Raw genomic sequence first — 24069 nt, 5'->3', positions numbered from 1 at the left:
GTAGGCGACCGCGCGGCGCATGACCTCGGCTTCCTGCTCAAGCAGCCGGATGCGCTTCTTCGCATCCCGGAGCTCCGCGGATTCCTTCTCGGTCACGCCCGGCTTCACGCCCTCTTCAACGTCGGCTTTCTTCAGCCAGTTGGCCAGGCAGGACTCTGAGATCCCGAAGTCCTTCGCGATCTGGTTCAGCGGGGCTTCGTGCTTCCGGGCCACGGCGACGACGTCGCGGCGGAACTCGGGAGGGTAGGGCTTGGGCATGGTGACATCCTTCCAGCGAAGACGAGTCTCCACAGGTTAGGTGACGTGCCCTACAGCCTGGTTACCCGCTGCGGTCTGAGGATCAGGCGGAGATGGATGTTGTGTTGAAGCGTAGCTCGTGCTCGATCGGGGTGGCATAGGCGAGCTGGGAGTGGCGTCGTGTGCGGTTGTAGAAGATCTCGATGTACTCGAACATGGCGTTCGCCAGGTCAACGCGGGTGCGCCACTTCTTCCGGTTCAGGAGCTCGATCTGCATGCTCGACCAGAAGGATTCCATCATCGAGTTGTCGTAGCAGTCGCCGACTGTTCCGAAGGAGGGCATCAGCCCTGAGGCGCGGATCTTGTTCGTGAAGGCCCAAGAGGTGAACTGCACTCCATGGTCGGCGTGCACGATGCCGCCGGGGCGAGGCTGGCGGTTCTTGATGGCCATATCGAGAGCGTTGACGACGAGATTGGTCTCCTGGGCGCTGTCGATCGACCAGCCCACGATCTTCCTGGAGAACGTGTCCATGACCGCGCAGCAGTAGACCTTGCCTTCTTTCGTGGGGTGCTCTGTGATGTCCGTGACCCAGAGTTCGTTCGGTGCCAGCCGGTGGAACTTTCGATGCACCAGGTCGTCCGCCGTGGCCACGCCGTGGAGCCGTTTCACCTTCGCCGGCCCCGGCAAACCTACGATCTGCGCGTCCGACATCAGGACGGCGACGAGTCTCTCGCTGACTTTGACTCCCAAACCGAGGGTCAGCTCGGCATGGACACGGCGAGACCCGTAGGTCTGCCGGGACGCGGTATGAATCTCACGGATCAGCCCCGTCAGCCATTGCCTACGCATCTGAGTCGGCGACAACGGTCGCTTCTTGTACTTGTAGTAGCCGGGACTGCTCACTCCGAGCAGCCGGCAGCATTGCTTGGCCCGATGACCTGCCTCAACGAGGGCATCGATCATCGGGTGAAGCCTTTTGGGCCCGGTCGATCCTCCCCGAACAGCTTCGACGCCTTCTTCAGGATCACGACTTCTTCCTCGAGCTGCCGGATCCGCTTCTTCGCCTTGGCCAGCTCGATGCTCTCCGGCGTCGTAATCCCGGGACGCTCTCCCCGGTCAATCTGGTCCTGGCGGACCCAGTTATGAATCGCGGCCGCGCTGACACCGAGCGCGACAGCGGCAGCGGTGATCGGTGTACCGGCCCGAACGAGCGCGACCGCTCGCCTCCGGAACTCGACAGGGAATGGTCGTGGCATGGAAGAAGCCTCTCAAAGAGAGCCCGATCTTCACACCGTTTTGGGTAACCAAACCGTGGGGCACGTCAAGGAGTCAACCAAACCGGGGGCAGTCCCGTTCAGGAGGAGGGCAACCCCGTGGGGGCTGGCACAGTGCCGCGCAGCGGTTCCGTTGTGGATAACTACGCCGGCATCACGCGTCCCCGGCCTATGGTGTAGTCATGGACGATACCGACCCGGGCTTGGACGAACCCAAACCGCCCTGCGGGCACTGCGGGGCAGACAACAGCCTCATCGTCACAGCCGGCTACCGGGGCCCCATCTACCTGGTGCTATGCCCAGTCTGTGATATCGGCGCGCGGTCGCTACCTGGATAGGGGGCGGCCTGAGAAATGGCAGTGCGCCCGGGGTAGCGTGGGGGATCGACTTTCATCGGCTGGCGTAGTGCCTTCGGCCGCGTACACAACAAAGCCCGGACCCACAGTGGGGAGCTACCCCAAAGCAGGATAAGTCAGACGAAAGTCACTGTCCGCTTAGAGCCCGCCAGACCATTCGAAGCAACTCTGAACAGGTTTCTGCGCAGTCGGGTGAAACACTCCGGTTGATATATAGTAGTCCATCATCAGCAGAGCCGGTGTCGAACGGGAGTTTCGAGCATGGTTGAGCCGGTCAAGACCCGCATCCTCGTCGCCGACGATGACCGGGACATCCTAGAGCTCGTGGTCTTCAAACTCACCCAGGCCGGGTACGAGACCGTCGCTGTCGCTGATGGTGTGGCGGCCCTTGCGGCCATCGAGGCCGACCCTCCGAGGCTGGCCATCCTCGACGTCATGATGCCCGGGTTGTCGGGCATCGACGTGCTCCGCAAGGTGCGGGCGAACGAGGCCACCAAGGACCTCGACGTCATCCTGCTCACAGCGCGCTCACGCGACTCCGACGTCGACGTCGGGTTCGCCACCGGCGCGAACGACTACGTCATCAAGCCGTTCAGCCCGCGCGAACTGTTGCACCGTGTGAACGCGCTTCTCGCGCGGGGCAACAAGTGAGGGCTGGTCAGGTCCTCCTGATTGTCATCGCCGTCATCGGCCTGTCCTGTGCGTCGTCAATCGCCGTGATTGCCATCTCCAAGTTCCGTCGTGGTCGTGCGGATGTCAGGTCCAGGGCCCTGCTCGCGCCCTATCGACACGCATTGATCGCGATAGCTTCCGGCGAGGACGAGGACGGCCAAGCCAAAACTGCGTTGTCTGCCCTCCCGGCGCCCACCTGGGATCGCCTGCGCCCGAGCGTGGTCGCCTTCCTGCCCAAGGTTCGAGGCACCCCGGCTGACGACCTGGGTGAGTTGTTGCGCTCCCACGGTGAGATCGAGCGGGCCACAAGGATGCTGACCTCGCGGTCAGCCATCCGACGCACCCGCGCGGCATACCTGCTCGGCTTGGTTCGTGATCCGAACAGCGCCGCCCTCGTACTGCCCCTTCTCGGCGACCCTGATGCGGATGTCCGGCTGGTAGCCGCTCGGGCACTGGGTGCCATCGGCGAGCCTTCGGCGGCGAGCGGCGTCCTGCACGCACTACGCACCTATCACGGGCAGATCGGTCTGCCGGCCTGGGTCGCCGCCGAGGCGTTGTTGGCGATGGGGGTCCAGATCGCTCCGGCACTCCGGATCGGTCTCGCCTCCGAGGACCCGGCGGTGCGCAACGTCTGCGCCCTGGTCGCCGGCCACGGCACCTTCGCCTCAGCCGCCCCGCAGCTGCGCATCCTGCTCGCCACGGACAGTGAGGGCGACGTCAGGGCCAGCGCCGCGGTGGCGCTCGGCCGCGTCGGCGGTGCCGAGGACGAGGCTGCCCTCGCACGGCATACGGATGCGTCCGAGACGACCGCGCTGAGGCGCACCTGCGCCACCGCTCTGGGCGACCTGGGACAGCGCGAAAGCCTGGACACACTCGCCGGGCTGCTCGACGATGGTGACCGCCGGCTCGCACAGCTGGCCGCCGACGCCCTGGTCCGGATCGGCTCCGAAGGCATCACCAGACTCAAAGAGGCCGCCGCTGGGCAGTGTCCCAGCGCGCGCGTGGCGCGCGGGGCCCTTGACCTCGCCGGGCTGCGTGGGCAACTGCCCGTCAGCGCAGAAGAGTCCTGATGACCTGGTCGGACTTCGTTGAGGGCTCGCGTCACGTCATCTCCGCGATCATGGGCCTGGTCGCCACTCCGGTGCTGATCTACTTCCTGGTCGTCAACACCTCGCTGCTGGTGCTGATCGGCCTGGCCGCGTGGGAGTTCCTGCGCCAGAACCGCCGCAAGGGCTACGCCGGTCGTGAAGAAACCGTGGCCAGCCAGCTGGCACAAGGGGTTTCGGTCGTCTTGCCCTCCTACAACGAGGAGGCGGTGATCGTCACCTCGGTGCAGGCCATGCTGTCGATGCGTTATCCACGCCACGAGGTCATCGTCGTCGACGATGGCAGCACCGACGCGACGTTCGAGCATCTGCGACGAGCCTTCGAGCTCGTGCCCGTTCAGCGTGAGGTTCCCTCCGACCTGCCAACCCGGGGCACCATCGTCGACGTCCACATCCCCCGGGACGGACGCACACGACTGGTGGTGGTGCGTAAGGAGAACTCCGGCAAATCGGATGCGATCAACGTCGGCATCAACGCCGCCGTCGAGCCGCTGGTGGTGTTCGTCGACGCCGACTCGATCCTGGATCCGGATGCGCTCATCGTGGTCACCAAGCCGTTTGCCGACGACCCCACCCGCGTCGTCGCGACCGGCGGGGTCATCCGCGCCGCCAACGGGTGCAAGGTCGTCGACGGACGCATCGTCGAGGTCAACCTCGCCAAGCCGTGGATCGTGCGCATCCAGGTCGTCGAGTACCTGCGGGCCTTCTTGCTCGGGCGCACGGGGTGGTCCAGGTTCGGCGCACTCATCCTGATCAGCGGAGCATTCGGCATGTTCCGCCGCGACGTCCTGGTGGAGGTCGGCGGCCTCAACCCCGACAGCATCGGCGAGGACTTCGAGCTCGTCCTACGGATCCACCGTCACATGATCGAGAACCGCCGGGACTACCGCGTGCAGTTCGTGGCCGAGCCGGTGTCGTGGACGGAAGTGCCGATGACCGCCACAGTGCTCCGCGGCCAGCGCAAGAGGTGGCACCGGGGGCTGTGGGAGACCTTGTGGAAGTACCGCGGGATGGCTTTCAACCCCCGCTACGGCAGGGTCGGGCTCGTGGCCATCCCGTACTACTGGGCCTTCGAGCTGATCGCACCGTTGCTGGAGCTCGTCGGGCTCATCCTGGTCGTGCTCGGCTTCGCGCTCGGGGTGGTCAGTACGCCATATGCGCTGATGTTCCTGGCCGTGGCCTATGGCTACGCGATTCTGGTGACCCTGGTCGCCATGGCCGTCGAGGAGTTGACCTTCCACAAGTACACTCGTTGGCGTGACCTGGGGACGATTCTGCTGGCCTCGGTGCTGGAGAACGTCGGGTACCGTCAGGCGACGGCATGGTGGCGTCTGGAAGGGTGGTGGGCGAGTCTGCGCGGCAAGAAACAGGTCTGGGGGACTATGACCCGGCAGGGCTTCGACGACGAGTCCTGTGCGGTGACCCGCAGTGAGCGCCGATGATTGACCTGCGCCGTCGCCGGGCGGCGCAGGGGCGGCCGATAGCCGCCCGACTGCGCCGCTTCGTCTATGTGCTCTGGGCCCTGCTCCTCCTTGTCTGTGTCACGGCCGTCGGTGCCCTGCAGATCCAGACCAACGAGGTCAACCGGTTGACCCTGGCCCTCGGCCCCGCCGTCGATGCCAACGGTCATGTCCTCCACTTCATGAGCGACGCCGAGACCGAGCTGCTCGGATATGAGCTCTCCCATGACCCGGAGCGGCTGACGCACTACCGCGCCGACCGCGCGCGGACGATGGCAGCGCTGGCGACGCTGCAGGACCCGCTCGCGCTGCTGGTGGGCGACCTCAACGCCGCCGACCACGCATTGCACACTGGCCTCGAGGGCGCTCAGCGCCTCGCCGTGGAGCAGTGGTGGGTCTATGCGCGGAACACGGAGCAGGCCGTGCTTCGAGGCGACAGGACAGATCTCCGGCGGGGTCACGCCCTGTCCGACAACTTCCGTCGGGTGAACGCCGCGCTCGGTGAGCACCTCACGACTGAGCGTGACGAGGCCAGGAGTTCGGCACAAGCGACAGCGGCGGCAGGAACGACAGCGACCATCGCTGCCAGCCTTGCGGCACTGGTGGCGACGTTCGTCCTGGGGCAACGGGCCGCGCGCTCCATGAGCCGGCCGATAGCTGAGCTGCGTGACACGGTGACACGTCAGCGCGAGGGCGAGCCAGGTGCGCGCGCTCGTGAGGATCAGGGTTCCCTGGAGATCCGGTCCCTTGCCGCCGACTTCAACGCACTTACAGAACAGAACCTTGGTCTGCAGCAGACCCAAGCACGCGCTCTGCGCATGCACCAGCTCACCTTCGAGGTCGAGCGTGCCATCCGTACGGCGCCAGACACCCAGCAAGCACTGGACGTCCTGTGCGCAGCATTGGGCGAGGGGCTCGGCGCCGACCGAGTCATGGCCAACACCGTCGATGCCGACCACAAGGTGCTGCTCGGCGCCCAGTGGCACCTGCCGGACCTGCCACCACTGGGGGATATGCCGGACGATCTGGTTCCGCACGTCGGCGGGCTCGCCGAGGAGCTGTGGCTGGCCGAGGGGTTCGCGGCTCGGGACGACTTTCTCGCGCCGGAGGTGCAGTCCCGGGAGCGATCCCGGATCTTTCACCGCGCTACCGGCGCCCGCGCGGTCATAATGGTCCCCATCGGGCTTGGTGACCGGGTCATCGGGGCGATCTACGTCCTCATGGTCCATGAGCCCCGACGGTGGACCGCGTCCGAGACCGGCGCCGTCCAGCAGGTCGCTGCGTTCGTGGCGCGGGTCATCGTGGAGGCCGATTACCGGGCGCACCAGAGCGAGTACGTCGAACGGATCGAACGGCTCGACCGCCAGAAGACCGACTTCCTGTCGACGGTGAGCCACGAACTGCGGACGCCACTGACCTCGATCAGCGGCTATCTGGAGCTGCTCCAGGACGGAGACGCCGGCGAGCTCACGGGGGAACAGCACCGGATGCTCGAGGTGATAGACCGCAACACGAGTCGCCTGCGCGGCCTGATCGAGGACCTGTTGGTGATCAACCGGATCGAAAGTGGCGGCCTCAAGGTCAACGTCACCCCGGTGTCCATGCGTGAGCTGATCACCCACACCGGCCAGGAACTGTCCCCGCTTGCGCAAAGTGGCGCCATTGAGCTCGACATCGATGCCGGTCCGGACGAGGCGATCGTCCAGGGCGACAGGGGACACCTTCAACGCTCGATCGTCAACATCGTCTCCAACGCCATCAAGTTCAGCCGCCCAGGAGGCGTGGTGACCATCAGGTGCACGCTGGACCAGGGCGCCCAGCGGGTCCTTTTCACCTGCCAGGACCGCGGTATCGGTATCCCGGCCGACGACCAGGCAAAGATATTCACCCGGTTCTACCGCGCGAGCAACGCCACGGCCCAGGCAATCCCCGGCACCGGCCTCGGGCTGGCCATCGTCAAGCAAATCGTCGAGGACCACGGCGGAGAACTGCGACTGACCTCGGTCGAGGGGGAAGGGACGACTGTGGTCATGGACCTGCCGTTGTCGGGGTCAGCTCACTAAAAGGCAAAAGGGCTCTCCTGCTGTTTCCGTGGGTTTGTTCCGGCTGGGGAGGGCTGGTTTGTGGCCGCCGAGGCTGAGCATGGCCAAGGCGATGAGTGATTCGGGTGATTTGAATCCGGAAGCGATGCGGGTGTTGAGTCTGATCTTCGTGTTCATCGATTCGACGCGTGCGTTAGAGAGCCCGTGCGGGGTCGCGGCGAGGATGGATCCTCGGTGGTTGACGAGGCTGCGTTGGAGTTTCACGAACGCGGGGATGCGGCACCGGCGTGCTCAGCCGATCCATTTGTCGGGTGCTTCACCGCTTCGTCGTAGGGGAGTTTGAAGATCGTGCGGAGTCCTTTTTTGAGGTAAGTAAGCCCGGCCGGGGGTGGGGTCGGTTTGGGCGATCCAGGCGAGCTTCACTTGCTGTTTCTCGGTCAGGTTCTCCGGGTTCTTCCAGAGCGCGTAGCGGGAGTTCTTCACGCCGGCCTGAGTCGTGCCACTTTAGTGCGTATCGCCCGTGAGCGCGTCCAGGATGGCCGCGGCGTCGGGGTCGGGCGGTGTGGTCGCAGGGTGCGGACGAGCTTCACGCACTCCAAAGTCGCGGGTCTGATCCGGCGGGCAGGACTGCGTTACCCGAACGCTGACCTGCGCCGCATCGACCTGCTCGACGAGCGCAGCCTGAACCGACAGCTGCTGGCCCAGCTCGGCACCTGCTCGTTCGTGGACCGGCAGCAGAACGTCGTCTTCCAAGGGTTCACCGGGTCGGGAAAGTCGTATCTAGGTTGCGCGATCGCCAAACGCGCCTGCGAGCACCACATCCGCGCCCACTACGTCCGCATGCCCGACCTCGAGGAAGCATGGGTCGCCGCCCAAGACAGCCCCGGCGGGGCCGGGAAGTTCCTCCGCAAATACGCCGCTTTCACCCTGCTGGTCATCGACGAGTGGTTGCTGGATCGACCCACGGAATCGATGCGCGGCATGCTGCTGGAGTTGATGGAGCGCCGCTACGGCGAGACCTCCACAGTGTTCTGCACCCAGTACTCGCAGAAGGACTGGCATGTCGCGCGTCGCGTTATTTGACGATGGCGGCGTCATCTTCGGTGACGATGCCTGGGTCTGAAAAGGCCCCGCCGGAGGATTCCGGCGGGGCTTTCGTCTGGATGGTGACGTGGTGGTCGTCAGTGGTGACGCGGGCTCATTCGCTGTTTTCGGTGATGGCCGATTGCGCGGCGGCCAGGTCGACGATCGCTTTGTCAGCGGCATAAGTCGCGATCAGCGCCGCGACCGCTAGGTTGTTCACCGCCCGCGGATAGCCCCGCGAGGCGAGGTGAATGGCATGGATCGCGTCGTCGGAGAAGAGCGGGTCGGACCGGCCCGCGAATTTCAGGTGTTGCCGGATGTAATCGGTCGTGTCGCCTGCATTCATCCCGGTGATTGTGTAACGCGTCGAGATGCGTTGATCCAGCGCCGAGAGCACCGCGAGTTTCAGCCGGCGGCGGAGTGTGGGCTGGCCGATGAGGAGCATCGCGAAGTGCGACCCCGTGTCCATATCGCTGTTGGTGAGCATGCGGAGCGCTTCGAGGTCGGTGTTGGTCAGCAGGTGCGCTTCATCGATCACGACCACGGGCAGCCGAGCACGTTCGTCGAGTTCCCCCGCGAGCAGCGCCGCGGTTTGCGAGGCGAGCACTCCGGAGAAGAACGCCGGGGTTCCGCCGAGCGCGGTGACGATGCGGGTGTGGATGCCGCGCATCGTGATCGTCGGGTCGGGGATATAGATCACCTGATGCCGGGAGGGTTCTAGCCCGGCGAGGGCAGCCCGAACAGCGACGGTTTTCCCGGCGCCGACTTCACCGCTGATCACCCCGAGCTGACGCTGACTGACACACCAATCGATGCGGGCGATCGCTTCCCGATGCGAGGGGTGTGGGTGCAAGGCTTGCGGCGGGATATCCCGGGCGAAGGGCATGCGGGTGAAGCCGTAGTGCGATTGCAACGTGTCGATACTCATCGGGCCACCTCCGAAACGCTCGGCACGAAGACGACCTTGCGGGCCGTCGCGGTGGACGCTTTCACGAAACTGATCGGCTCCCCAGCCATCGTGCCCTTATGGCGGGTCTCGACCAGGCGCAGGTAGTCAATGCCGGAGGCAGCGTTCTTAGCCCCGGTGTCGGAGCTGTCGGCCGCGGCGGACGAGGCCTTCTTATGCACGTGCCGGCGAATTTCGCTGAGCACCGCGATGCCAGCCGGGACGCCGTTCCCGGCCGAGACGGTGATCAGCCCGGCGAGGTCGAAGGGGTCATAGACCAGCTCCACCCGTTTGCCGACGAGGAGCTGATCGACTTGATAGGTATTGGACTGCAATGACACCGTCGCGGACTTCGTCACCGTGCGGATCGCCGACCAGCGGAACGCCTCCGCGATCTCTTCCCGCGACTTCCGCACCGGCTTGCGTCCGGCCCAGCTGGCATCCCAGCGTTGCAGCGGAGTTTGCCCCGTCGTGGAGTGAACGGCCTGGTGGTAAACCATCTCCACCCACGAACTGAAGAGCGCATTCAATTCATCCAACGACGTCACCATGCTGCCCACCCCCGCATCGACCTCGCCCGTTTTGGTGTCGACGGTGGTGATCTCGGTGAGGAACTGCGAGTTGACGGTATTGAAGAACCGCTCGATCTTCCCGCGACCCTGAGGTCGGTATGGTGCCGAGTGCGTCAGCCGGATTCCGAGCTTCGCGCAGGTCCGCGACAAGGACGCATCAATAAATGCCGAGCCGTTATCAACGTAGCAAACCCCCGGAATTCCGCGGGATTCCAACGCCGGACGGAGGGCTGCAGTGAGGCGGACGGAGTCTTCGGCGTAGGCCCATCGGCCTGCCGTCACGAGGCGGGTGTGGTCGTCGAGGAACGCGAACAGATACGTTTTCCGCCCATTGATCCGCGGGCCGTGGAGGCCGTCACCTACCCACATTTCGTTGGGGTAGTCCGCTTCGAACCGACCGAACACCTCGCGGACGCCGGTCGGGAGTTCCAGCGTGCGGAAGTGCCGCAGCAACGTCGACTCCGAGGGGGCGTCGCCGAGGGTGTCCATCATGATGCGGCGCACCTGCGCGGAGGTGCGGGCGGGGCGTTCGCGTTTCAGCGTCGCCGCCAACGCCAGGATCTGCGCCGGCGTGACGGCGCCCTGGGCGCGGCCGCGGGGTTTCAACGCGTCGAACCCGCCGCGGCGCCATGCCCGAATCCACCGGTCGATGGTGTCTTTGGAGACCGTCACCGTGCCGCCGAACGGCCCCGGATGCACCATAGCCGCGAGGTCTCTCACCATCGGACCGCGCTGACGCGTCGTGATCGCAGCATCTGCAGCGCCGCGGATGAGCTGATAATGGAAGAGCGCGATCTTCTCCATCCGATCGCGGCGCACTGCCGATTCCGACGGCGACCCCGCCGGAACAAGGAGCGACACGGCAGGGCTCACCGGGGAAACCCGGGGCACCACCGGTGGCAGCGTCGGCGGGAGGGTCGGCGGTGTTGCGGGCATGAATGGTCCTCTCAAACAGTGAAGACGCCGATCACAGGGATATGGCAGGCGCTCCTGCCACCTTTCCGCCCAGCAACGCCGAGCGTAAGGGCTGGCTGGTGTTGGGAGCTGCGGCCCACCAGCTCGAGCAAAAAAGCCGCCCGTTCGTCGTGGCGATGCCGGCCTGGATCCACGTCACCGTGACGGTCGCGGCAAACCGACGCGCCAGCCCTTCGGCATATGCCATCAACACCGACAATGCCTCCCCGCCGGTGGTGCCGGCAGGTTTGGGCCAGAGCACGACGGCGTCGGGAGCGTCTCGCACCAACAGGCTCGTGAACCGCTCGCCGACTACCACGGCCGAGGTGACGAAGGCGCGGAGCCAGCCGCGGACCGTCGAGGCCGGTCTTCCGCAGCCCGCCGCGATCTTCCGGTGGCCCCAACCCAGCGCCGTCTTCGCCTCGACCGCTGCCGCGATCACCTCAGCCGTATCGGCCCGCCGCGCGGCCAACCGCACCTCGAGGAGCACATGCGTGCCCTGGCATGCCGTGCACCGGGAACGGCGCGGCCGGAGCCTGCGGCCCGCCCAATCCGTGCCGAGGCCCTCGCGAATGACGCGGTCCCTCGCCCACCCCCAGGGGCGCAACCGGCCACCACAATCGGGGCACGCTACGCGCCCGACCCGCAGGTCCAACTCGACAACAACAGAATCATGACTTACCGTGAGCATCAGCGCGGCCTTTACGCGTCAGAACGGCCCGGCGTGATCCGCAAAGATTGCACGCCGGGCCATTCGTCTATCCGGACATCGTCAGCCTGACGCCGCCGACCACCAGGAACCAAATCCAGGCGCGCTAAAACCCATCGTCACCGGGGAAGACGCCCACGTCGTCACCCCGCGAGACGCTCAACACTGGCACCAGCGGCTGGGCTCGGGAGTCCACGCGGACGCGATCATGGACCGGATCATCCACAACACGATCTGGGTCGAGACCGGCACCTACAACATGCGCGAGCACACCGCCCTCACCAGCGCCTAACGCCGGGCGAAGAGAGCCAGTGGCTCCGAGTCACACCACCACTGGCTCTCTCTCGCACGATCGCTGGCTCTGAACCGCACGATCGGATGGCTCTCAAAGCATCAAATACTCAGACTCATAATCCGTTGGTCACGGGTTCAGGTCCTGTCCGCACACACTCTGCGGTGCGGGGCCGGCGCCGATACAGTGCTCAACATGGAACTTGCTTCGGTGGTCGTAAATCTTGGGATCTTTATTGCGACCGTGATAGCGGCTGTTGTCGCCTTGCGCTCGGTCAACGACGCTCGCCAAGCCAGAGACCAGGCTTCCGCGCACGAGCGCACTGCCCTCGATGCCGCTACTCGATCAGCCTCGGCAGCCGAGGTCGCCATGCGGCATCACGAACGAACCGCAGACACTCTGGAAAAGCAGACCGCGCTCCTCGAATCGGCGGCTACGCATCGTGAGGAGTGGGCCCTTGAAGCTCTCACAGACCCGAGCATCGATCAGCGATGGAAGGCAACGAACAAGACAGGATACGACGTCATGTACGTCTCTATTGGCACCCCTGACGGCTTCAATGACAATTGGATAAAGCCCGACGTGGAGGAGGCTGTCGACGTGCCGCGCGGTGGAAGTATTTTCTTTACTTTCATTCGACGTCTCAGCTCGCCGACGAGTCGAACGATCTGGGTGCTCTGGACGCCGGTGGACGGTTCGGCGCAGAAGAAATTTGTTAAGACGATTCACTAAACGGTGACGCCGGAACTTGCAACACCCGCGCAGAGATCGTGACATGTCGGATTGGGGTGTACCCCAATAGGCGTCAGGTGGCAGTACTTGAAACCGTAAACATAGGGTCACTCTCGCATAAGTAGACAGCCCGCGCCGCCGGGTCTTGGAGCTCAGCTCGACAGTAGGGGCTGGAGATTCTCAGCCGGCGTCGTCTCAGCGGCCAGCCACCTAGAGCTGCTGTAATCCCAGCAGCGAATCTCAGTCAGTCGTGGTCTCGACGTAAAGAGACATGGCCATCGTCGACACATGAAAGCCGGGCGCGGCGTCCCTGATCGCCTTCCGCACGCTCTCCGGATCCAAGTTCGCGATTCCGAACGGGCCACGCTTCTCGTGACGGTAGTGAGCCCTTGCGCAGTTCCACAGGTTTGCCAGCTGCTGAGAGATCAGGAACACCGACGCGAGGTAGCGTTCTGGATCCACCCATGTCGTTGAGAGCGACCAGGGAGTGTCCGCTCGTGGGCTGTAATCGAGGAAACTGATCGCCGGCCCGTCGTGCTTGATGAGGTCTCCAAAAGCCAGGCCGGCTTCTCCCGCACTCACCCCAAATCCGTGTTTCGCCGAGTTGTACAGGTTCGAATCGTCGAGCAAACGAGTGACCGCGAACTCCATCAGGACCGCAATTGCTTCTCGATGCTGTGCCCACGATTCCGGAGTAGCCGTGTCGCCCCACGCTTTATATGTCTTCGAGTAGGTGAAGACCTCCATGAGATCGTCGAGCAGCTCCGCGTCCCCGTCCTGAAGACGGTCCCTCAGAGATCGGAGTTTCGCCGGGAAGACCCTGGGCTGTTTCATCTCCGCGAGAGCGACCCAGGGACAGGGATTCCGGTCGGCATGGGCCAGATAGAGCCGGGCGAGGCTCTCTGAGGCGTGGTGAAGGAGAACGGTCGCATCCAGCGCTGCGAAGCGATCACGTTCCTCGGTATCCGGACCGTCATCCGACGATGAGTCACCCGGCCCTACGATGACGGACAACTCTCCATACTTGTATTCAGTCTTTTCGGTCGGCAGCTCCCGGCCCAAGTGCCGCACCAATGCCGTGAAGCGGTTGTCAAAATACTCGTTTGGACCTGGGCGGCTATAGAAGCGTCGATTCAGCTCGTCGAACTCGGCCGGATGAACTTTGGGGCTGCTCGGCTTGTCGGTCATGACGAGGAGGCTATCTCCTCATACCGAAACCCGCGAAAATGATCGTTTCAGGTGGGATCTCGGCCGGCGACGCTGACTGTCATCGTCCGCACCCGTTCACTACTCCGCTGTTCGCGTGCATCGAGTTGGACACCCCACTCAAGCCACATCACGCAACAAAAATTGATACCTTTGCTGGACATAGAATTAGTGACTGATTAAGTGACAGTTTCTGCTTCCAACTCGGACAGGACCTGTCTGTCACCCAAACGAACGTATAAATGACAGGGGTTGGCATGCTCGTCGGGTATATGCGGGTGTCGAAGACTGACGGGTCGCAGAGCACCGATCTCCAACGGGACGCGCTCCGGGCTGCTGGCGTCGAGCCGGGCAACCTCTACGAGGACCAGGCTTCGGGGAAGAAGGACGACCGGCCGCATCTGACCGCCTGCCTGAAGGCGCTGCGCCATGGCGACACCCTCCTGGTGTGGAAACTCGACCGGCTCGGTCGTGACCTGCGCCACCTGGTCAACACCGTGCACGACCTCACCGACCGAGGCATCGGCCTCAAGGTTCTCACCGGCGAGGGCGCCGCGATCGACACCACGACAGCATCCGGGAAGCTAGTCTTCGGGATCTTCGCTGCCCTGGCGGAGTTCGAGCGAGCACTTATTTCTGAACGCACTGTCGCCGGGCTTGCCGCGGCGCGGGCACGGGGGAGGACCGGCGGGCGCCCGTTCAAGATGACGCCGGCTAAAATCCGCCTGGCCATGGCCGCTATGGGGCAAAAGGAAACGAAGGTCGGCGCCCTTTGTAAGGAGCTCGGGATCACCCGGCAGACCCTGTATCGCCACGTTTCCCCAACGGGGGAGCTGCGACCCGACGGGGCGAAGCTTCTCGCCAAAAAGTAGCCCATCCGAGAACGCGGCGACTGAGCGCCACGTCGAAACGCTGTGGAGTGTGCTGCTGAAAGGGCAGGCAGGCAGGCACAGCTAGGAAATGAAAAACTCCGGGTCCGCCTAGGCGAAGTACCGGAGTTCCCAATTCGTGGCCCAAGTAACATGAAACAGCGGTCATCGAGGGCTTGCAGATCAATCTTAGCTCGGAGGGCGCCCTGTGGCAACGACATCGAGCGACGGGCCCTGGGTAGAGGAATGGCTGAGCGTCGGCCGGTTCTCTACCTATCTCGCGGCCGGCGGCGGATCTCGCTCACGGGCTTTTGAGCTCTATGAGTGGAACGCGAAGCTGAGCGCGGCGTTCTTGCACGATCTCAGCCATCTGGAAGTTGGTCTGCGTAATGCGTGCGATCGCCAGCTTGCAGCGGCCACGCTCCCTGGTGATGCTCACTGGACGGATCCGGCCACACTGCTGACATTGTTTCCCGTCGTGATGCGACGGGACCGGGCCATCGGTCGCTCGCACGACGTGAACAAAACTCCACGAGGCAACGTCGAACGGGCGCGGCTCAACGCAGCGACGATATCCCACACGCCGCCAATACCCGGCAAAGTCGTGGCCGAGCTTATGTTCGGCTTCTGGACCTACCTCTTCGCGGACGCTCACGAGAAAACCATCTGGGTTCCACACCTTCACAAAGCATTCCCGCCAGGTACCGACCGCAATCGGCTCAATGACGCATTGGCCGCGCTTCGAGACTTCCGAAACAGAGTGGCTCACCACGAGAACATCCTCAACGGCTCTGAAAGCGAACGGCGCCGAATGGTCTACGTCATCCGGTTGCTCTCTGCTGACGCGCTCGCTCACTTCAAAGCCAACAGTGAGGTAGCTACGATCCTGGCCGGCCGACCGTAGGGAAGCTTCTAAGACCAGGGCGCGCCGTCCTGATGGCGCGTCCCCGGGCGCCATCAGCCATCTGCATCTCGGTGTCTCACCACCTGAACTCGCCACGCATGGGGGCGAGTTCAGGTGGTGAGAGCGACACCGGGGTTACGAGACGAACGTCCGGCTTTCGAGGACCAGAGGTTCTGATGACGCAACATCGTTGCACGCGTCGGACTGAGATGGTGCGCCTCGACGATGACGGTTGCTGGTGCGCCGCACCGTGGAACGACGCTCAACCGACACCATTCACCAGAAAAAAGCGGCAGGAATTCAGGGACGATTTAGTCCTTGAATTTAAGGGCAGTCTTGAGGCCACGATATACGCGTGAGCTGTCGGAGCCGATGGGCTCACAAATGACGACGGTGATCTTACAAAGTCGACCAGCCCGGCAGTCTACGAGTTCGGGACGCGCATTCCCCGGTACCAGGCCGTTATAATTCTTCCCAGCGACACGGGGTGCCGACTGCATGACGGTCGGCTGAGACGACACCCGTTGAACCTGATCTAGTTCGAACTAGCGAAGGGATGTCACGGAGAATTACGTGCACCGCACTGATGCCGGATCTCGTCCTTTCGCCTTACCCAAGGTGAAGAAAATCATGCAAATAGCAGAACAGATTGTCCTGGTCACCGGCGGCGCACGCGGCCTGGGCAAAAGCATCGTGAACGCTTTTGCGGTTCAGGGCGCCCGGGTGGTCATCAACTATCGCAACAGCGCCGCAGCGGCGGAAACCCTGGCTTCCGGCTATGGGCCTGAACATGCTCTTGCCGTACGAGCCGACGTCACCGATCCGGCCCAGGTCGCGGCAATGCTCACGCAGGCTCAGGCACATTTTGGCACCACCGTGACAACGGTGGTCAATAACGCGTTGGCTGATTTCAGTTTCAACGGCGACGCTCGCTCCGGCGCTGCCGACATCGGCTGGGACGAGTTTGAGGCGCAGTTCTCTGGCAGTGTCCGCGGTGCCCTGAACACGACCCAGCAGGCGCTGGCAGGCATGCGCGAGGCCGGGTTCGGCCGCGTCATCAACATCGGCACCAACCTGTTCCAAAACCCGGTGGTGCCCTATCACGACTACACGGCCGCCAAGGCCGCCCTGCTCTCCCTGACCCGCACTCTCGCCTCAGAGCTTGGCCCGCACAACATCGCCGTGAACATGGTCTCCGGCGGGCTGCTGCGCACCACGGATGCCAGCGCGGCCACCCCCGAGGACGTGTTCGACTTCATCGCCGCGTCCACCCCTCTGCGCAGGGTGACAACCCCGGCCGAATTTGCGGATGCGGTACTTTTTTTCGCCTCCCCCTGGGCGCGGTCGGTAACCGGGCAGAACCTGATAGTCGACGGCGGCCTGGTGATGAACTAGGGCCGCGCCGGTCATGTCAGCCCCGCGCCAGCTCCACTTCAATGCGTTCCTCATGGGTTGCGGCCACCATGGCGCCGCTTGGCGGCGGCCGCAGTCGCCCATCGAGCAGTTGGGAGACATCAGTTTCTACGAACGGCTCGCCCGAAGCGCTGAACGTGGCCTCTTTGACGCGGTGTTCTTCGCCGACGGGCAAGCCGTCGGCGATGTGAGTACCGGCCCGCGATGGTTTCTTGAGCCGCTGACGGCGATGGCCGCGATGGCGCGGGCGACGAGCCGGATCGGGCTGGTCAGCACCGTCTCGGCGACCTTTTACACGCCTTTCCACGCGGCGCGCATGCTTGCATCGTTGGATCACATCAGTAAGGGGCGCATTGGCTGGAACGTGGTCACTTCCATGTTTGACGCCGAAGCCCGCAACCATGGAATGAATGTGCTGCCCTCCCACGATCAGCGCTATAGCCGGGCGGCCGAGTTCATCGAGGCGGCGCTGAAATTGTGGGATTCGTGGGAGGACGATGCTCTGGTCTTGGACCGCGGAGGTCTCTATGTTGACCCGGCCCGGGTGCGGCCGATCGGCCACTCCGGTGAGCACTTCCGGGTGGACGGCCCGCTGACGGTGCCGCGCCCGCCGCAAGGTCGACCGGTTCTGTTTCAGGCCGGCGCCTCCGTCCCTGGCCGGGAGCTGGCCGCCCGTTATGCCGAAGGTATCTATGCGGTGGCATATGACCTCGCCAGCGGGCAGGAGTACTACCAGGATGTGAAACGGCGCATTGCCGTAGCCAAACGCGATCCGGATACGGTGTTGATCATGCCCGGCCTCGTCACTTATGTGGGGTCCACACAGGCGCAGGCGCGTGCGAAGCAAGCGGAGGTCGACGCCCTCCTGCCGACCGAGCAGTCGCTCGCGCAGCTGGGAACGTTCGTGCAACAGGATTGCAGCAATTGGGATTTGGATGTGCCGGTGCCGCCGCTGCCGTCGCTGGCCGGCTTCACCGGGCCGCAGGGCCGGTATGCGACCATCCTACGAATTATCGAGGCTGAGCAGCCCACGGTAAGGCAGTTGCTGGGCCGGCTCGCCGCCGGCGGTGGGCATTGCACCATGGTCGGAACGCCGGAGCAGGTCGCCGACCAAATCGAGTTGTGGTTTCGTTCCGGTGCCGCGGACGGCTTCAATGTGATGCCGCCGCTGCTGCCGGAATCATTGGATGAGTTCGTGGACCGGGTGATCCCTGTGTTACAACGGCGCGGTCTGTTCCGCACCCGCTATACCGCGGATACCTTACGTGGGCACCTGGGGCTGGAACGACCCACGATCGGCGCTGCGGTTTAGGGTCCTCTGGGCGAGAGGGTTTCCTCGTGCAGGGTCGCCAGGAGCGTGCGTTCGTATCCGGCGAACTCTGCCGAGGTGGTCATCGACAGCTCGCGCGGCCGGGGCAGGTCGATGGTCAGGTTCAGCCGCACGGATGCCGGCCGCGCGCTGAGGACGACCACCCGGTCGGCGAGGTAAATCGCCTCACGGATGTCGTGGGTGATCAGCACCGCAGTCCAGGCGTTCTGGGACCACACCCCCTGCAACCAGGACTGCATGTCGGTGCGGGTGAGGGAGTCCAGGGCCCCGAACGGCTCGTCCAGCAACAGGACATCTCTGCCCTGCACCACGGTGCGCAGCAAGGCCGCGCGCTGGCGCATGCCTCCGGAGAGTTCGAAAGGATGTGCATCTTCAAAACCGGACAGGCCGAAGGCCGCAAAGAGACTGGCCGCCCGTGCTCGGGCGGTCTTCTTGGTTTCCCCCGCAACCTCGAGGCCGAGGGATGTGTTCTCCAGAATGCTGCGCCACGGGAACAACAAATCCTTCTGCGGCATGTATGCGAAGTGTTCGTGTTGACCGGTGACGACATCCCCGTCGACTAAGACCTCGCCGGAACTGGCCGTCTCCAAGCCGGCCATGATGTTGAACATGGTGCTCTTGCCGCATCCGCTCGGACCGATCACGGCAACGAATTCGCCCGGCCGCGCCGAGAAGGCGATGTCGTCGAGGACCGGCCGTACCTGCCCGTGGCCGAGCGGAAACGACTTACCTATTCCGCGCAGTTCGATCTTCGGGGGAGTCGCCTCAGCCATGCCAGCTCCTGCGTTCCTTCGAATGCCAAGGGATGATCGCCCGTTCGGCGACGTAGGTCAACAGGAACAGGCACACGCTCACGAACGCGGTCACCGCAACGGCAGCCAACACAAGATCGGTGCGAAACGAGTTCTTCATCACCGCCATATAAATGCCCAGGCCTCGCTCGGCGCCGACGTACTCGGCAAAAATGGCACCGGTGACGGCGTAGGCGATTCCGATTCGAAGGGCCGTGAAGAACGAGGGAAGCGCCGACGGGAGACGCACGTACACGAACTGCTTCCACCGGTTAGCCCCCATGCTGCGCAGCAGATTGATCGCGTCCCGATCGGTGCGGTTGAAGCCGTCAATCAGTCCGACCGTGACCGGAAAGAATGTCACCAGGGCGATGACGATGACTTTGGGCAGCATTCCGAATCCGAACCAGATGATCATCAGCGGCGCGATCGCAATGATGGGTATAGCTTGGGATGCCACCAGCAGTGGCACCAGTGCTCGCCGCAGCCATGGCGAAAAATCGATCAGGATTGCCAGCGTCCAAGCGACGGTCAGGGAGACGGCGAAGCCGAGAAACGTCTCCTGCAGGGTGGGGAGCGTATTGTCCCAGATCGTGGTGCGGGCCTCCCAGCCCTGCTGAAGAATGCGCTGCGGGGAGGGCAGGATCGCCGGCTGCACTCCGCCTGCCGTCACCGCCACCTGCCAGGTGATCACGAGCGCGGTGAGGATCGCGGCGGGAGGCGCTAGCGCCGAGAGTGCAGTCGTGCGGGGCGCTGTAGCCCGCTTCACGGTGATGCTATTTTTCACTGAGGTAGTGCTCAGTGAACAGTGTCGACGTGTCCAGCGGCGCTGTGAGCGGTTTGCCGTCTTCGTCGGCCAAGAGGCCGGCACGGTAGAGGAAATCGGCCAGCTGCTGCCAGGTGTCTACCGTTTGAGTGCCTACTTTACCGTTGGCGTCTTTGAGGTAGGAAGCGCTCAGTTTTTCCTGGCTTTGGTACACGAGTTCCGTGTTTTCGAAGGCACCGGGGTTGGCGTCGATCAAAATGTTCGCCGCGGCATCTGGATGGTCGGCGGCGTATTGGTACCCCTTTTGCAGGGCCTGGACGAACTGAGCAGTGGCGGCAGGGTACTTGGCCGTCCAGGCCCGGTTTGCCTCGACGATCACCGAGTATTGGTCCGGTAGGCCATAGTCGTGCAGAGCGAAGAACTTCATCGGGGTGCCGCGAAGAGCGGCGTCGATGCCCTCCCAGGTGGTGAATGCCGAGGTGAAGTCAACTTTGCCGGCATAGAGGGCCTCATAGGCGGAGGTGCCCAGCGTGATTTTCCTAAACTCGCCCGTTCCACCGTCGTTCTTGATGACATCCGCAGCCTCGGTGGGAAAAGTTGCACTGGGGTCTGCCATGCCGAGGGTCTTGCCGTCGAGGTCCTTGGGGCTGCGAATGTCGTCGCGGCTGGCCAGGACCCCGATCGCCGTAGCGTCGTGCTGCAGCACCGACATCACCGAGATGTTGCGCACACCCGCTGCCGCCGCGAAGGTGGCCGCGTCCTGGAAGCTGATACCGAAGTCAGCTGAGCCGGCGTTGATGAGTGCGTCGGTGGATGACTGGCTGTATGGGAGCACCTTCACCTCAAGCCCCGCCTGCGTGAAGTAGCCCTTCTCAAGAGCGACATACAGCCCGGTGTGATTGGTGTTCGGTGTCCAGTCCAAGGCGAAGGTCACCGGAGTCAACGCGGTAGACGAGGCGGTGCCAGTCGCCGAGCCTGAGGCGCAGCCACTCAGAACTGTCGCCGCGGCAAGAGCCAGCGCGCCCACCGTCACCCACGACGAAGGCGCACTTTTGAGTAGGGATAGTTGCACTGTCGTGCCCTCCTTGATTGCAGGAATATCAGGGCACGGGATGTGAGAAAATTGCCTCCCTGCGCTGGCATGATCCAGATCAGGTTCGACGGTCGAAGATTGATAATCTTCCTCTCAGCCCGGCTCACCGGACTCCCGTGTTCAAGACGAGTGTAACCAAGAAACAGCCAAGCCTGGACGAACAACGTGTTGGTTCACACTCAATGCGTGCGTACCAAGTCATCGAACAGCACCATTACGACTCCGACGAGGTCGCCGCCAGATCCCCACTCTCGCCGCGCGCTTGCAGACAATCACAACCAGGAAAAAAGGGCCAGAACATGGCCGAACGCAAACATGGCTAAACGCAGTCCCTGACACAGAGTGCTACGTTGTTCCTCGTCCACACGGGAGCCCTCTTGCAGGGGCTGAGAGGAAGCTGAGGCAGCTTCGACCGTTGAACCTACCGGGTAATGCCGGCAAAGGAAGTGAAGTTGATGCGTTACGCCCACCCCAACACCGCCTCTGCCCCCGCTCAACTGCCACCGTCCGCACCGCCAGGCATGCGCCGCGCCATACGGGGCGGGATCTTCGGCAACTATGTGGACCAATTCGACATCTTCCTACCCGTCATCGCCCTGACGCCAGCAGCGGCGCATCTTTTCGGGTCGGAAAACCTGGTCAGCAACGCCGGACTGATCTTTGTCGCGACGCTGCTCGGGCGGCCGATAGGAGCAGCGATCTTCGGTCCGATCTCCGACCGCATCGGCCGCACGGCGACGACCAAGGTCGCACTCACCGGCGTGGCGCTGACGACACTGCTCATCGCACTGGTTCCCAGCCACGCCGTGTTCGGTGCAGGATCGCTCCTGTTGATCCTGGCGCTGCGTTTTCTCGGCGGAATTTTTCTCGGCGGTGAATACACCTCGGCTGTTCCACTGGCGATGGAATGGTCCGAACCTGAACGGCGAGGGCTTGTCAGCGGGCTGATCATGTGGATGTCACCCTGGGCCAACGCCACCATCGCCGGCCTGGTGTTCGTACTCCACGGCACGCTCGACACCGCCAGTTACAACGCATGGGGCTGGCGCATCCCATTCCTGCTCGGCGCCGTGCTCGCTTTTGGAATGCTCGCCTATTATCGTGCCCGGGTTGAGGATTCCCCGATGTGGACCCAGACCCCACGCCGCACGAACCCGCTGAAGGAAATTCTCATCGGCGAACACCGCCGGGCGCTGTGGCAGGTATTCATTCTGATGAGCGGCATGTGGTTGCTGACTTACATGGCCATCCCGGTGCTGACTGGGCAACTCGGCGCCGATGCCGACGTGGGCGCACAAACCATAACGTTCGCGATGATGTGCGGCACCGCCGCAAGCGCCTTCACCATGGCCGGTTGTGGGCACCTGTCGACGTTCACCGGCCGCCGCGTTTTCTTCATCGGCTTCGGCCTGATCGCAGCGGTACTGGGACCGGTGATCTTCCTAGCCGTCTTCACCGCCGCCGGCACCACGGTTTTGGTGCTGCTGGTCGTGGCGCTGCAGATCGTCACCGTTTCCGGCTACGGCCCGGTCGGCGCCTACCTGGCCGAACGCTTCCCGACTGCCGTGCGCTCCAGCGGCTACGGGGTCGGTTATAGCCTTTCCATCGTCATTCCAGCCCTCTACCCGTACTATCTGCCGGCCCTGCAGAATGTGCTCGGCGACCACGGCGCCGTCGCAGCGCTGCTCGCACTGGCTGGAGCGCTCGTGCTGACCGGCGCGCTGGCCGGCCCCGAAACAGTGCGGGTCAGCCTTGGGGCGGCCCGCCTGCCCACAACCGATGAAAGTGGTGGATAGGACCACGCCCGGTACCGACCTCGAGTTCGTCGGCGTGTTCCAGACTCTCCTGCAACCAGGACTTAGTCATCGATAACGCGACGCTCCAGTCCCCGAGCCGGGCCTGCAATGTCGCCATCGCCGACGACATCGAACATCCGGTTCCGTGGGTATTGGCGGTGTCCACCCGATCGGCTGCAACCTCAATCATCGGCCGGCCGGCGGGCAGCTGGCCGGTGGCATCCACCAGCGCGTCGGGGCACACGGCACCCTCTAGATGGCCGCCCTTGACCAGCACAATGACGTTATGCGCCGACGAGAGTCGCTTGCCCTGCTCGAGTGCGTGCGGCCAGGTCGAAGCGGTCGGCTCTCCCAACAGCACCCCCAATTCCGCCAGGTTCGGTGTGACCAAGTCGACCCGGCTGAGCAGCCGGATCATGGCGCTTTCTGCAGCCGGCTCGAGCAGCCGGTCGCCGCTGGTGGCGACCATCACCGGGTCAAGCACCACCACCGGCGGTTTCACCTTCTCCAACCAGTCATCGACGGCCTGAACGATCTCGGCATTGCCGAGCATCCCGATCTTGACCGCATCGATAGTGACGTCGTCGCTGACGGCATCGAGCTGTTCACGAAGGAAGGCCACCGGCGGAATATGCACCGACCTCACCCCGTGGGTGTTCTGGGCAACCAGCGCGGTGACGACGGCCATCCCGTAGCCGCCCTGCGCGGCAATGCTCTTCAAGTCCGCCTGGATGCCGGCCCCACCTGTTGGATCGGTGCCAGCGATGCTCAGAACTCGGGGTACTGTGCGCGGCAGGACGGTACGAATCATCGGTTCCACTCCTCCACAAAATCCTCGGCCACCCGTTTCGGGTCCGCGGCGGCACAGATCGCGGAGACCACTGCGACACCTGCCGCCCGCACCCGGCGTAGCTCGCCCACGTCGTCCAGCAAGACTCCGCCAATGGCCACGCAAGGCAGGCCTGCCACGGCAGCGAACCCGGCGAAACCGTCCACGCCGATCGGCGTCGGATGGTTCACTTTTGTGGCCGTCGCCCGGATCACACCAACGCCCAGGTAGTCGACCGTTCTATCCGGCAGGAGAGCCACCTGGCGGAAGTGATCGACAGTATTGGCGGTCAACCCGATGATCGCGTCGTCGCCGACGATCATCCTCACGGCCGTAACCGGAAGGTCGCTTTGGCCGAAGTGGACGCCATGCACGCGGGCGCCCGCAGCGCGGGCAGCCAGGAACACGTCGATCCGGTCGTTGATGAGAATCGCGGCCAGGTCACCGACAGCCTCGGATATGCGCAATACGAGCTGGTAGAAGTCGGCAGCGGACGCATCTTTCTCCCGGATCTGCACCGTTCGGACGCCCCCGGCTACCGCCGCCCGCACCGTCTCGACCACCCCGCGACTGCCACATAACGCCGTGTCGGTGACCAGATACACGCCTGGCGTGAAAGTCTCCCTACTGAACTCA

20 protein-coding genes, 4 pseudogenes and 2 riboswitches are annotated in these 24069 nt (G+C 63.9%); of the genes and pseudogenes, 12 read left to right on the top strand and 12 right to left on the bottom strand.

Features of this window, described 5'->3' with window-relative positions; genetic code table 11:
* Window positions 1-258: transposase (locus E3O23_RS10300; RefSeq protein WP_134490716.1), on the bottom strand; the 258-nt coding region annotated here is incomplete at its 3' end.
* A gap of 82 nt (window positions 259-340) precedes the next feature.
* Window positions 341-1494: pseudogene (locus E3O23_RS10295) on the bottom strand (IS3 family transposase).
* 635 nt (window positions 1495-2129) lie between these two features.
* Here E3O23_RS10295 and E3O23_RS10290 point away from each other — a divergent pair.
* The 4 genes from E3O23_RS10290 to E3O23_RS10275 are packed head-to-tail and all read left to right on the top strand — an operon-like array spanning window position 2130 to window position 7169.
* On the top strand, window positions 2130-2519 hold the full coding sequence (locus E3O23_RS10290) for a response regulator transcription factor (protein ID WP_134490714.1): 390 nt from the start codon (window positions 2130-2132) through the stop codon (window positions 2517-2519).
* Window positions 2516-3610 carry a HEAT repeat domain-containing protein gene (locus tag E3O23_RS10285; RefSeq protein ID WP_134490712.1) on the top strand — a complete coding sequence of 365 codons (1095 nt, stop codon included), beginning with the start codon at window positions 2516-2518 and terminating at the stop codon, window positions 3608-3610. Before E3O23_RS10290 ends, E3O23_RS10285 begins: the two co-directional genes overlap by 4 nt.
* Complete coding sequence (locus E3O23_RS10280; protein ID WP_134490710.1) at window positions 3610-5088, top strand: glycosyltransferase family 2 protein; 1479 nt, start codon at window positions 3610-3612, stop codon at window positions 5086-5088. The genes E3O23_RS10285 and E3O23_RS10280 overlap by 1 nt, the downstream gene beginning before the upstream one ends.
* Complete coding sequence (locus E3O23_RS10275) at window positions 5085-7169, top strand: ATP-binding protein (protein WP_134490708.1); 2085 nt, start codon at window positions 5085-5087, stop codon at window positions 7167-7169. Before E3O23_RS10280 ends, E3O23_RS10275 begins: the two co-directional genes overlap by 4 nt.
* Here E3O23_RS10275 and E3O23_RS10270 read toward each other — a convergent pair.
* Window positions 7158-7631, bottom strand: a pseudogene (locus E3O23_RS10270) (ISL3 family transposase). The gene E3O23_RS10275 and the pseudogene E3O23_RS10270 sit on opposite strands and share 12 nt — an antisense overlap.
* A gap of 99 nt (window positions 7632-7730) precedes the next feature.
* Between E3O23_RS10270 and E3O23_RS10265 the strand changes: the two are divergent.
* A pseudogene (locus tag E3O23_RS10265) lies at window positions 7731-8210 on the top strand (ATP-binding protein); the annotation flags it as partial.
* Window positions 8211-8346: 136 nt separating this feature from the next.
* Here E3O23_RS10265 and E3O23_RS10260 read toward each other — a convergent pair.
* The 3 genes from E3O23_RS10260 to E3O23_RS10250 all read right to left on the bottom strand — a co-directional run bounded on the left by E3O23_RS10260 (window position 8347) and on the right by E3O23_RS10250 (window position 11193).
* Window positions 8347-9159 (bottom strand): ExeA family protein, encoded by an 813-nt coding sequence (locus E3O23_RS10260; RefSeq protein ID WP_134490706.1) that lies wholly within the window; start codon window positions 9157-9159, stop codon window positions 8347-8349.
* Window positions 9156-10553 (bottom strand): DDE-type integrase/transposase/recombinase, encoded by a 1398-nt coding sequence (locus E3O23_RS10255; RefSeq protein WP_198415173.1) that lies wholly within the window; start codon window positions 10551-10553, stop codon window positions 9156-9158. The genes E3O23_RS10260 and E3O23_RS10255 overlap by 4 nt, the downstream gene beginning before the upstream one ends.
* Before the next feature lie 163 nt (window positions 10554-10716).
* Window positions 10717-11193, bottom strand: a complete 477-nt coding sequence (locus tag E3O23_RS10250) for a hypothetical protein (RefSeq protein WP_134490704.1) — start codon at window positions 11191-11193, stop codon at window positions 10717-10719.
* A 385-nt stretch (window positions 11194-11578) separates the two neighbouring features.
* Here E3O23_RS10250 and E3O23_RS18885 point away from each other — a divergent pair.
* Both E3O23_RS18885 and E3O23_RS10240 read left to right on the top strand, forming a co-directional pair.
* A pseudogene (locus E3O23_RS18885) lies at window positions 11579-11704 on the top strand (ATP-binding protein); the annotation flags it as partial.
* A 195-nt stretch (window positions 11705-11899) separates the two neighbouring features.
* Window positions 11900-12436, top strand: coding sequence for a hypothetical protein (locus E3O23_RS10240; RefSeq protein ID WP_134490702.1), 537 nt, complete (start codon window positions 11900-11902; stop codon window positions 12434-12436).
* A 240-nt stretch (window positions 12437-12676) separates the two neighbouring features.
* Here the strand turns inward: E3O23_RS10240 and E3O23_RS10235 are convergent, their stop codons facing one another.
* On the bottom strand, window positions 12677-13624 hold the full coding sequence (locus E3O23_RS10235) for a hypothetical protein (protein WP_134490700.1): 948 nt from the start codon (window positions 13622-13624) through the stop codon (window positions 12677-12679).
* Between the two features lie 275 nt (window positions 13625-13899).
* On the opposite strand from E3O23_RS10235, the gene E3O23_RS10230 reads away from it, so the two are divergent.
* The 4 genes from E3O23_RS10230 (at window position 13900) to E3O23_RS10215 (ending at window position 18140) form a co-directional block, all read left to right on the top strand.
* A complete protein-coding gene (locus E3O23_RS10230; protein WP_134490728.1) occupies window positions 13900-14514 on the top strand; it encodes a recombinase family protein in 615 nt (204 codons plus the stop codon).
* Between the two features lie 205 nt (window positions 14515-14719).
* A complete protein-coding gene (locus E3O23_RS10225; RefSeq protein WP_134490698.1) occupies window positions 14720-15415 on the top strand; it encodes an Abi family protein in 696 nt (231 codons plus the stop codon).
* 473 nt (window positions 15416-15888) lie between these two features.
* Window positions 15889-15989, top strand: a riboswitch (TPP riboswitch).
* Between the two features lie 56 nt (window positions 15990-16045).
* Window positions 16046-16810 (top strand): 3-oxoacyl-ACP reductase, encoded by a 765-nt coding sequence (locus tag E3O23_RS10220; RefSeq protein ID WP_134490726.1) that lies wholly within the window; start codon window positions 16046-16048, stop codon window positions 16808-16810.
* Between the two features lie 13 nt (window positions 16811-16823).
* Window positions 16824-18140 (top strand): LLM class flavin-dependent oxidoreductase, encoded by a 1317-nt coding sequence (locus E3O23_RS10215; RefSeq protein WP_134490696.1) that lies wholly within the window; start codon window positions 16824-16826, stop codon window positions 18138-18140.
* Here E3O23_RS10215 and E3O23_RS10210 read toward each other — a convergent pair.
* The 3 genes from E3O23_RS10210 to E3O23_RS10200 are packed head-to-tail and all read right to left on the bottom strand — an operon-like array spanning window position 18137 to window position 20649.
* On the bottom strand, window positions 18137-18931 hold the full coding sequence (locus E3O23_RS10210) for an ABC transporter ATP-binding protein (RefSeq protein WP_134474822.1): 795 nt from the start codon (window positions 18929-18931) through the stop codon (window positions 18137-18139). The genes E3O23_RS10215 and E3O23_RS10210 overlap by 4 nt on opposite strands.
* A complete protein-coding gene (locus E3O23_RS10205; protein WP_134474823.1) occupies window positions 18924-19736 on the bottom strand; it encodes an ABC transporter permease in 813 nt (270 codons plus the stop codon). The genes E3O23_RS10210 and E3O23_RS10205 overlap by 8 nt, the downstream gene beginning before the upstream one ends.
* Window positions 19726-20649: an ABC transporter substrate-binding protein gene (locus tag E3O23_RS10200; RefSeq protein ID WP_241983427.1), complete on the bottom strand. Its 924-nt coding sequence runs from the start codon at window positions 20647-20649 to the stop codon at window positions 19726-19728. Before E3O23_RS10200 ends, E3O23_RS10205 begins: the two co-directional genes overlap by 11 nt.
* Window positions 20650-20826: 177 nt before the next feature.
* A riboswitch (TPP riboswitch) is annotated at window positions 20827-20936 on the bottom strand.
* 303 nt (window positions 20937-21239) lie between these two features.
* Between E3O23_RS10200 and E3O23_RS10195 the strand changes: the two genes are divergently transcribed.
* Entirely contained in the window at window positions 21240-22604 is a 1365-nt protein-coding gene (locus E3O23_RS10195) for an MFS transporter (RefSeq protein ID WP_241983425.1), read from the top strand.
* Here E3O23_RS10195 and thiD read toward each other — a convergent pair.
* Entirely contained in the window at window positions 22555-23415 is an 861-nt protein-coding gene (thiD, locus tag E3O23_RS10190) for a bifunctional hydroxymethylpyrimidine kinase/phosphomethylpyrimidine kinase (protein WP_134490694.1), read from the bottom strand. The two genes, E3O23_RS10195 and thiD, sit on opposite strands and share 50 nt — an antisense overlap.
* Window positions 23412-24038, bottom strand: coding sequence for a thiamine phosphate synthase (gene thiE / locus E3O23_RS10185; protein ID WP_241983424.1), 627 nt, complete (start codon window positions 24036-24038; stop codon window positions 23412-23414). The genes thiD and thiE overlap by 4 nt, the downstream gene beginning before the upstream one ends.
* Window positions 24039-24069: the final 31 nt, after the last annotated feature.

Source organism: Cryobacterium tagatosivorans, assembly GCF_004402215.1.
Classification (GTDB): domain Bacteria; phylum Actinomycetota; class Actinomycetes; order Actinomycetales; family Microbacteriaceae; genus Cryobacterium; species Cryobacterium tagatosivorans.
This window is presented reverse-complemented; position numbering and strand designations above follow the sequence as displayed.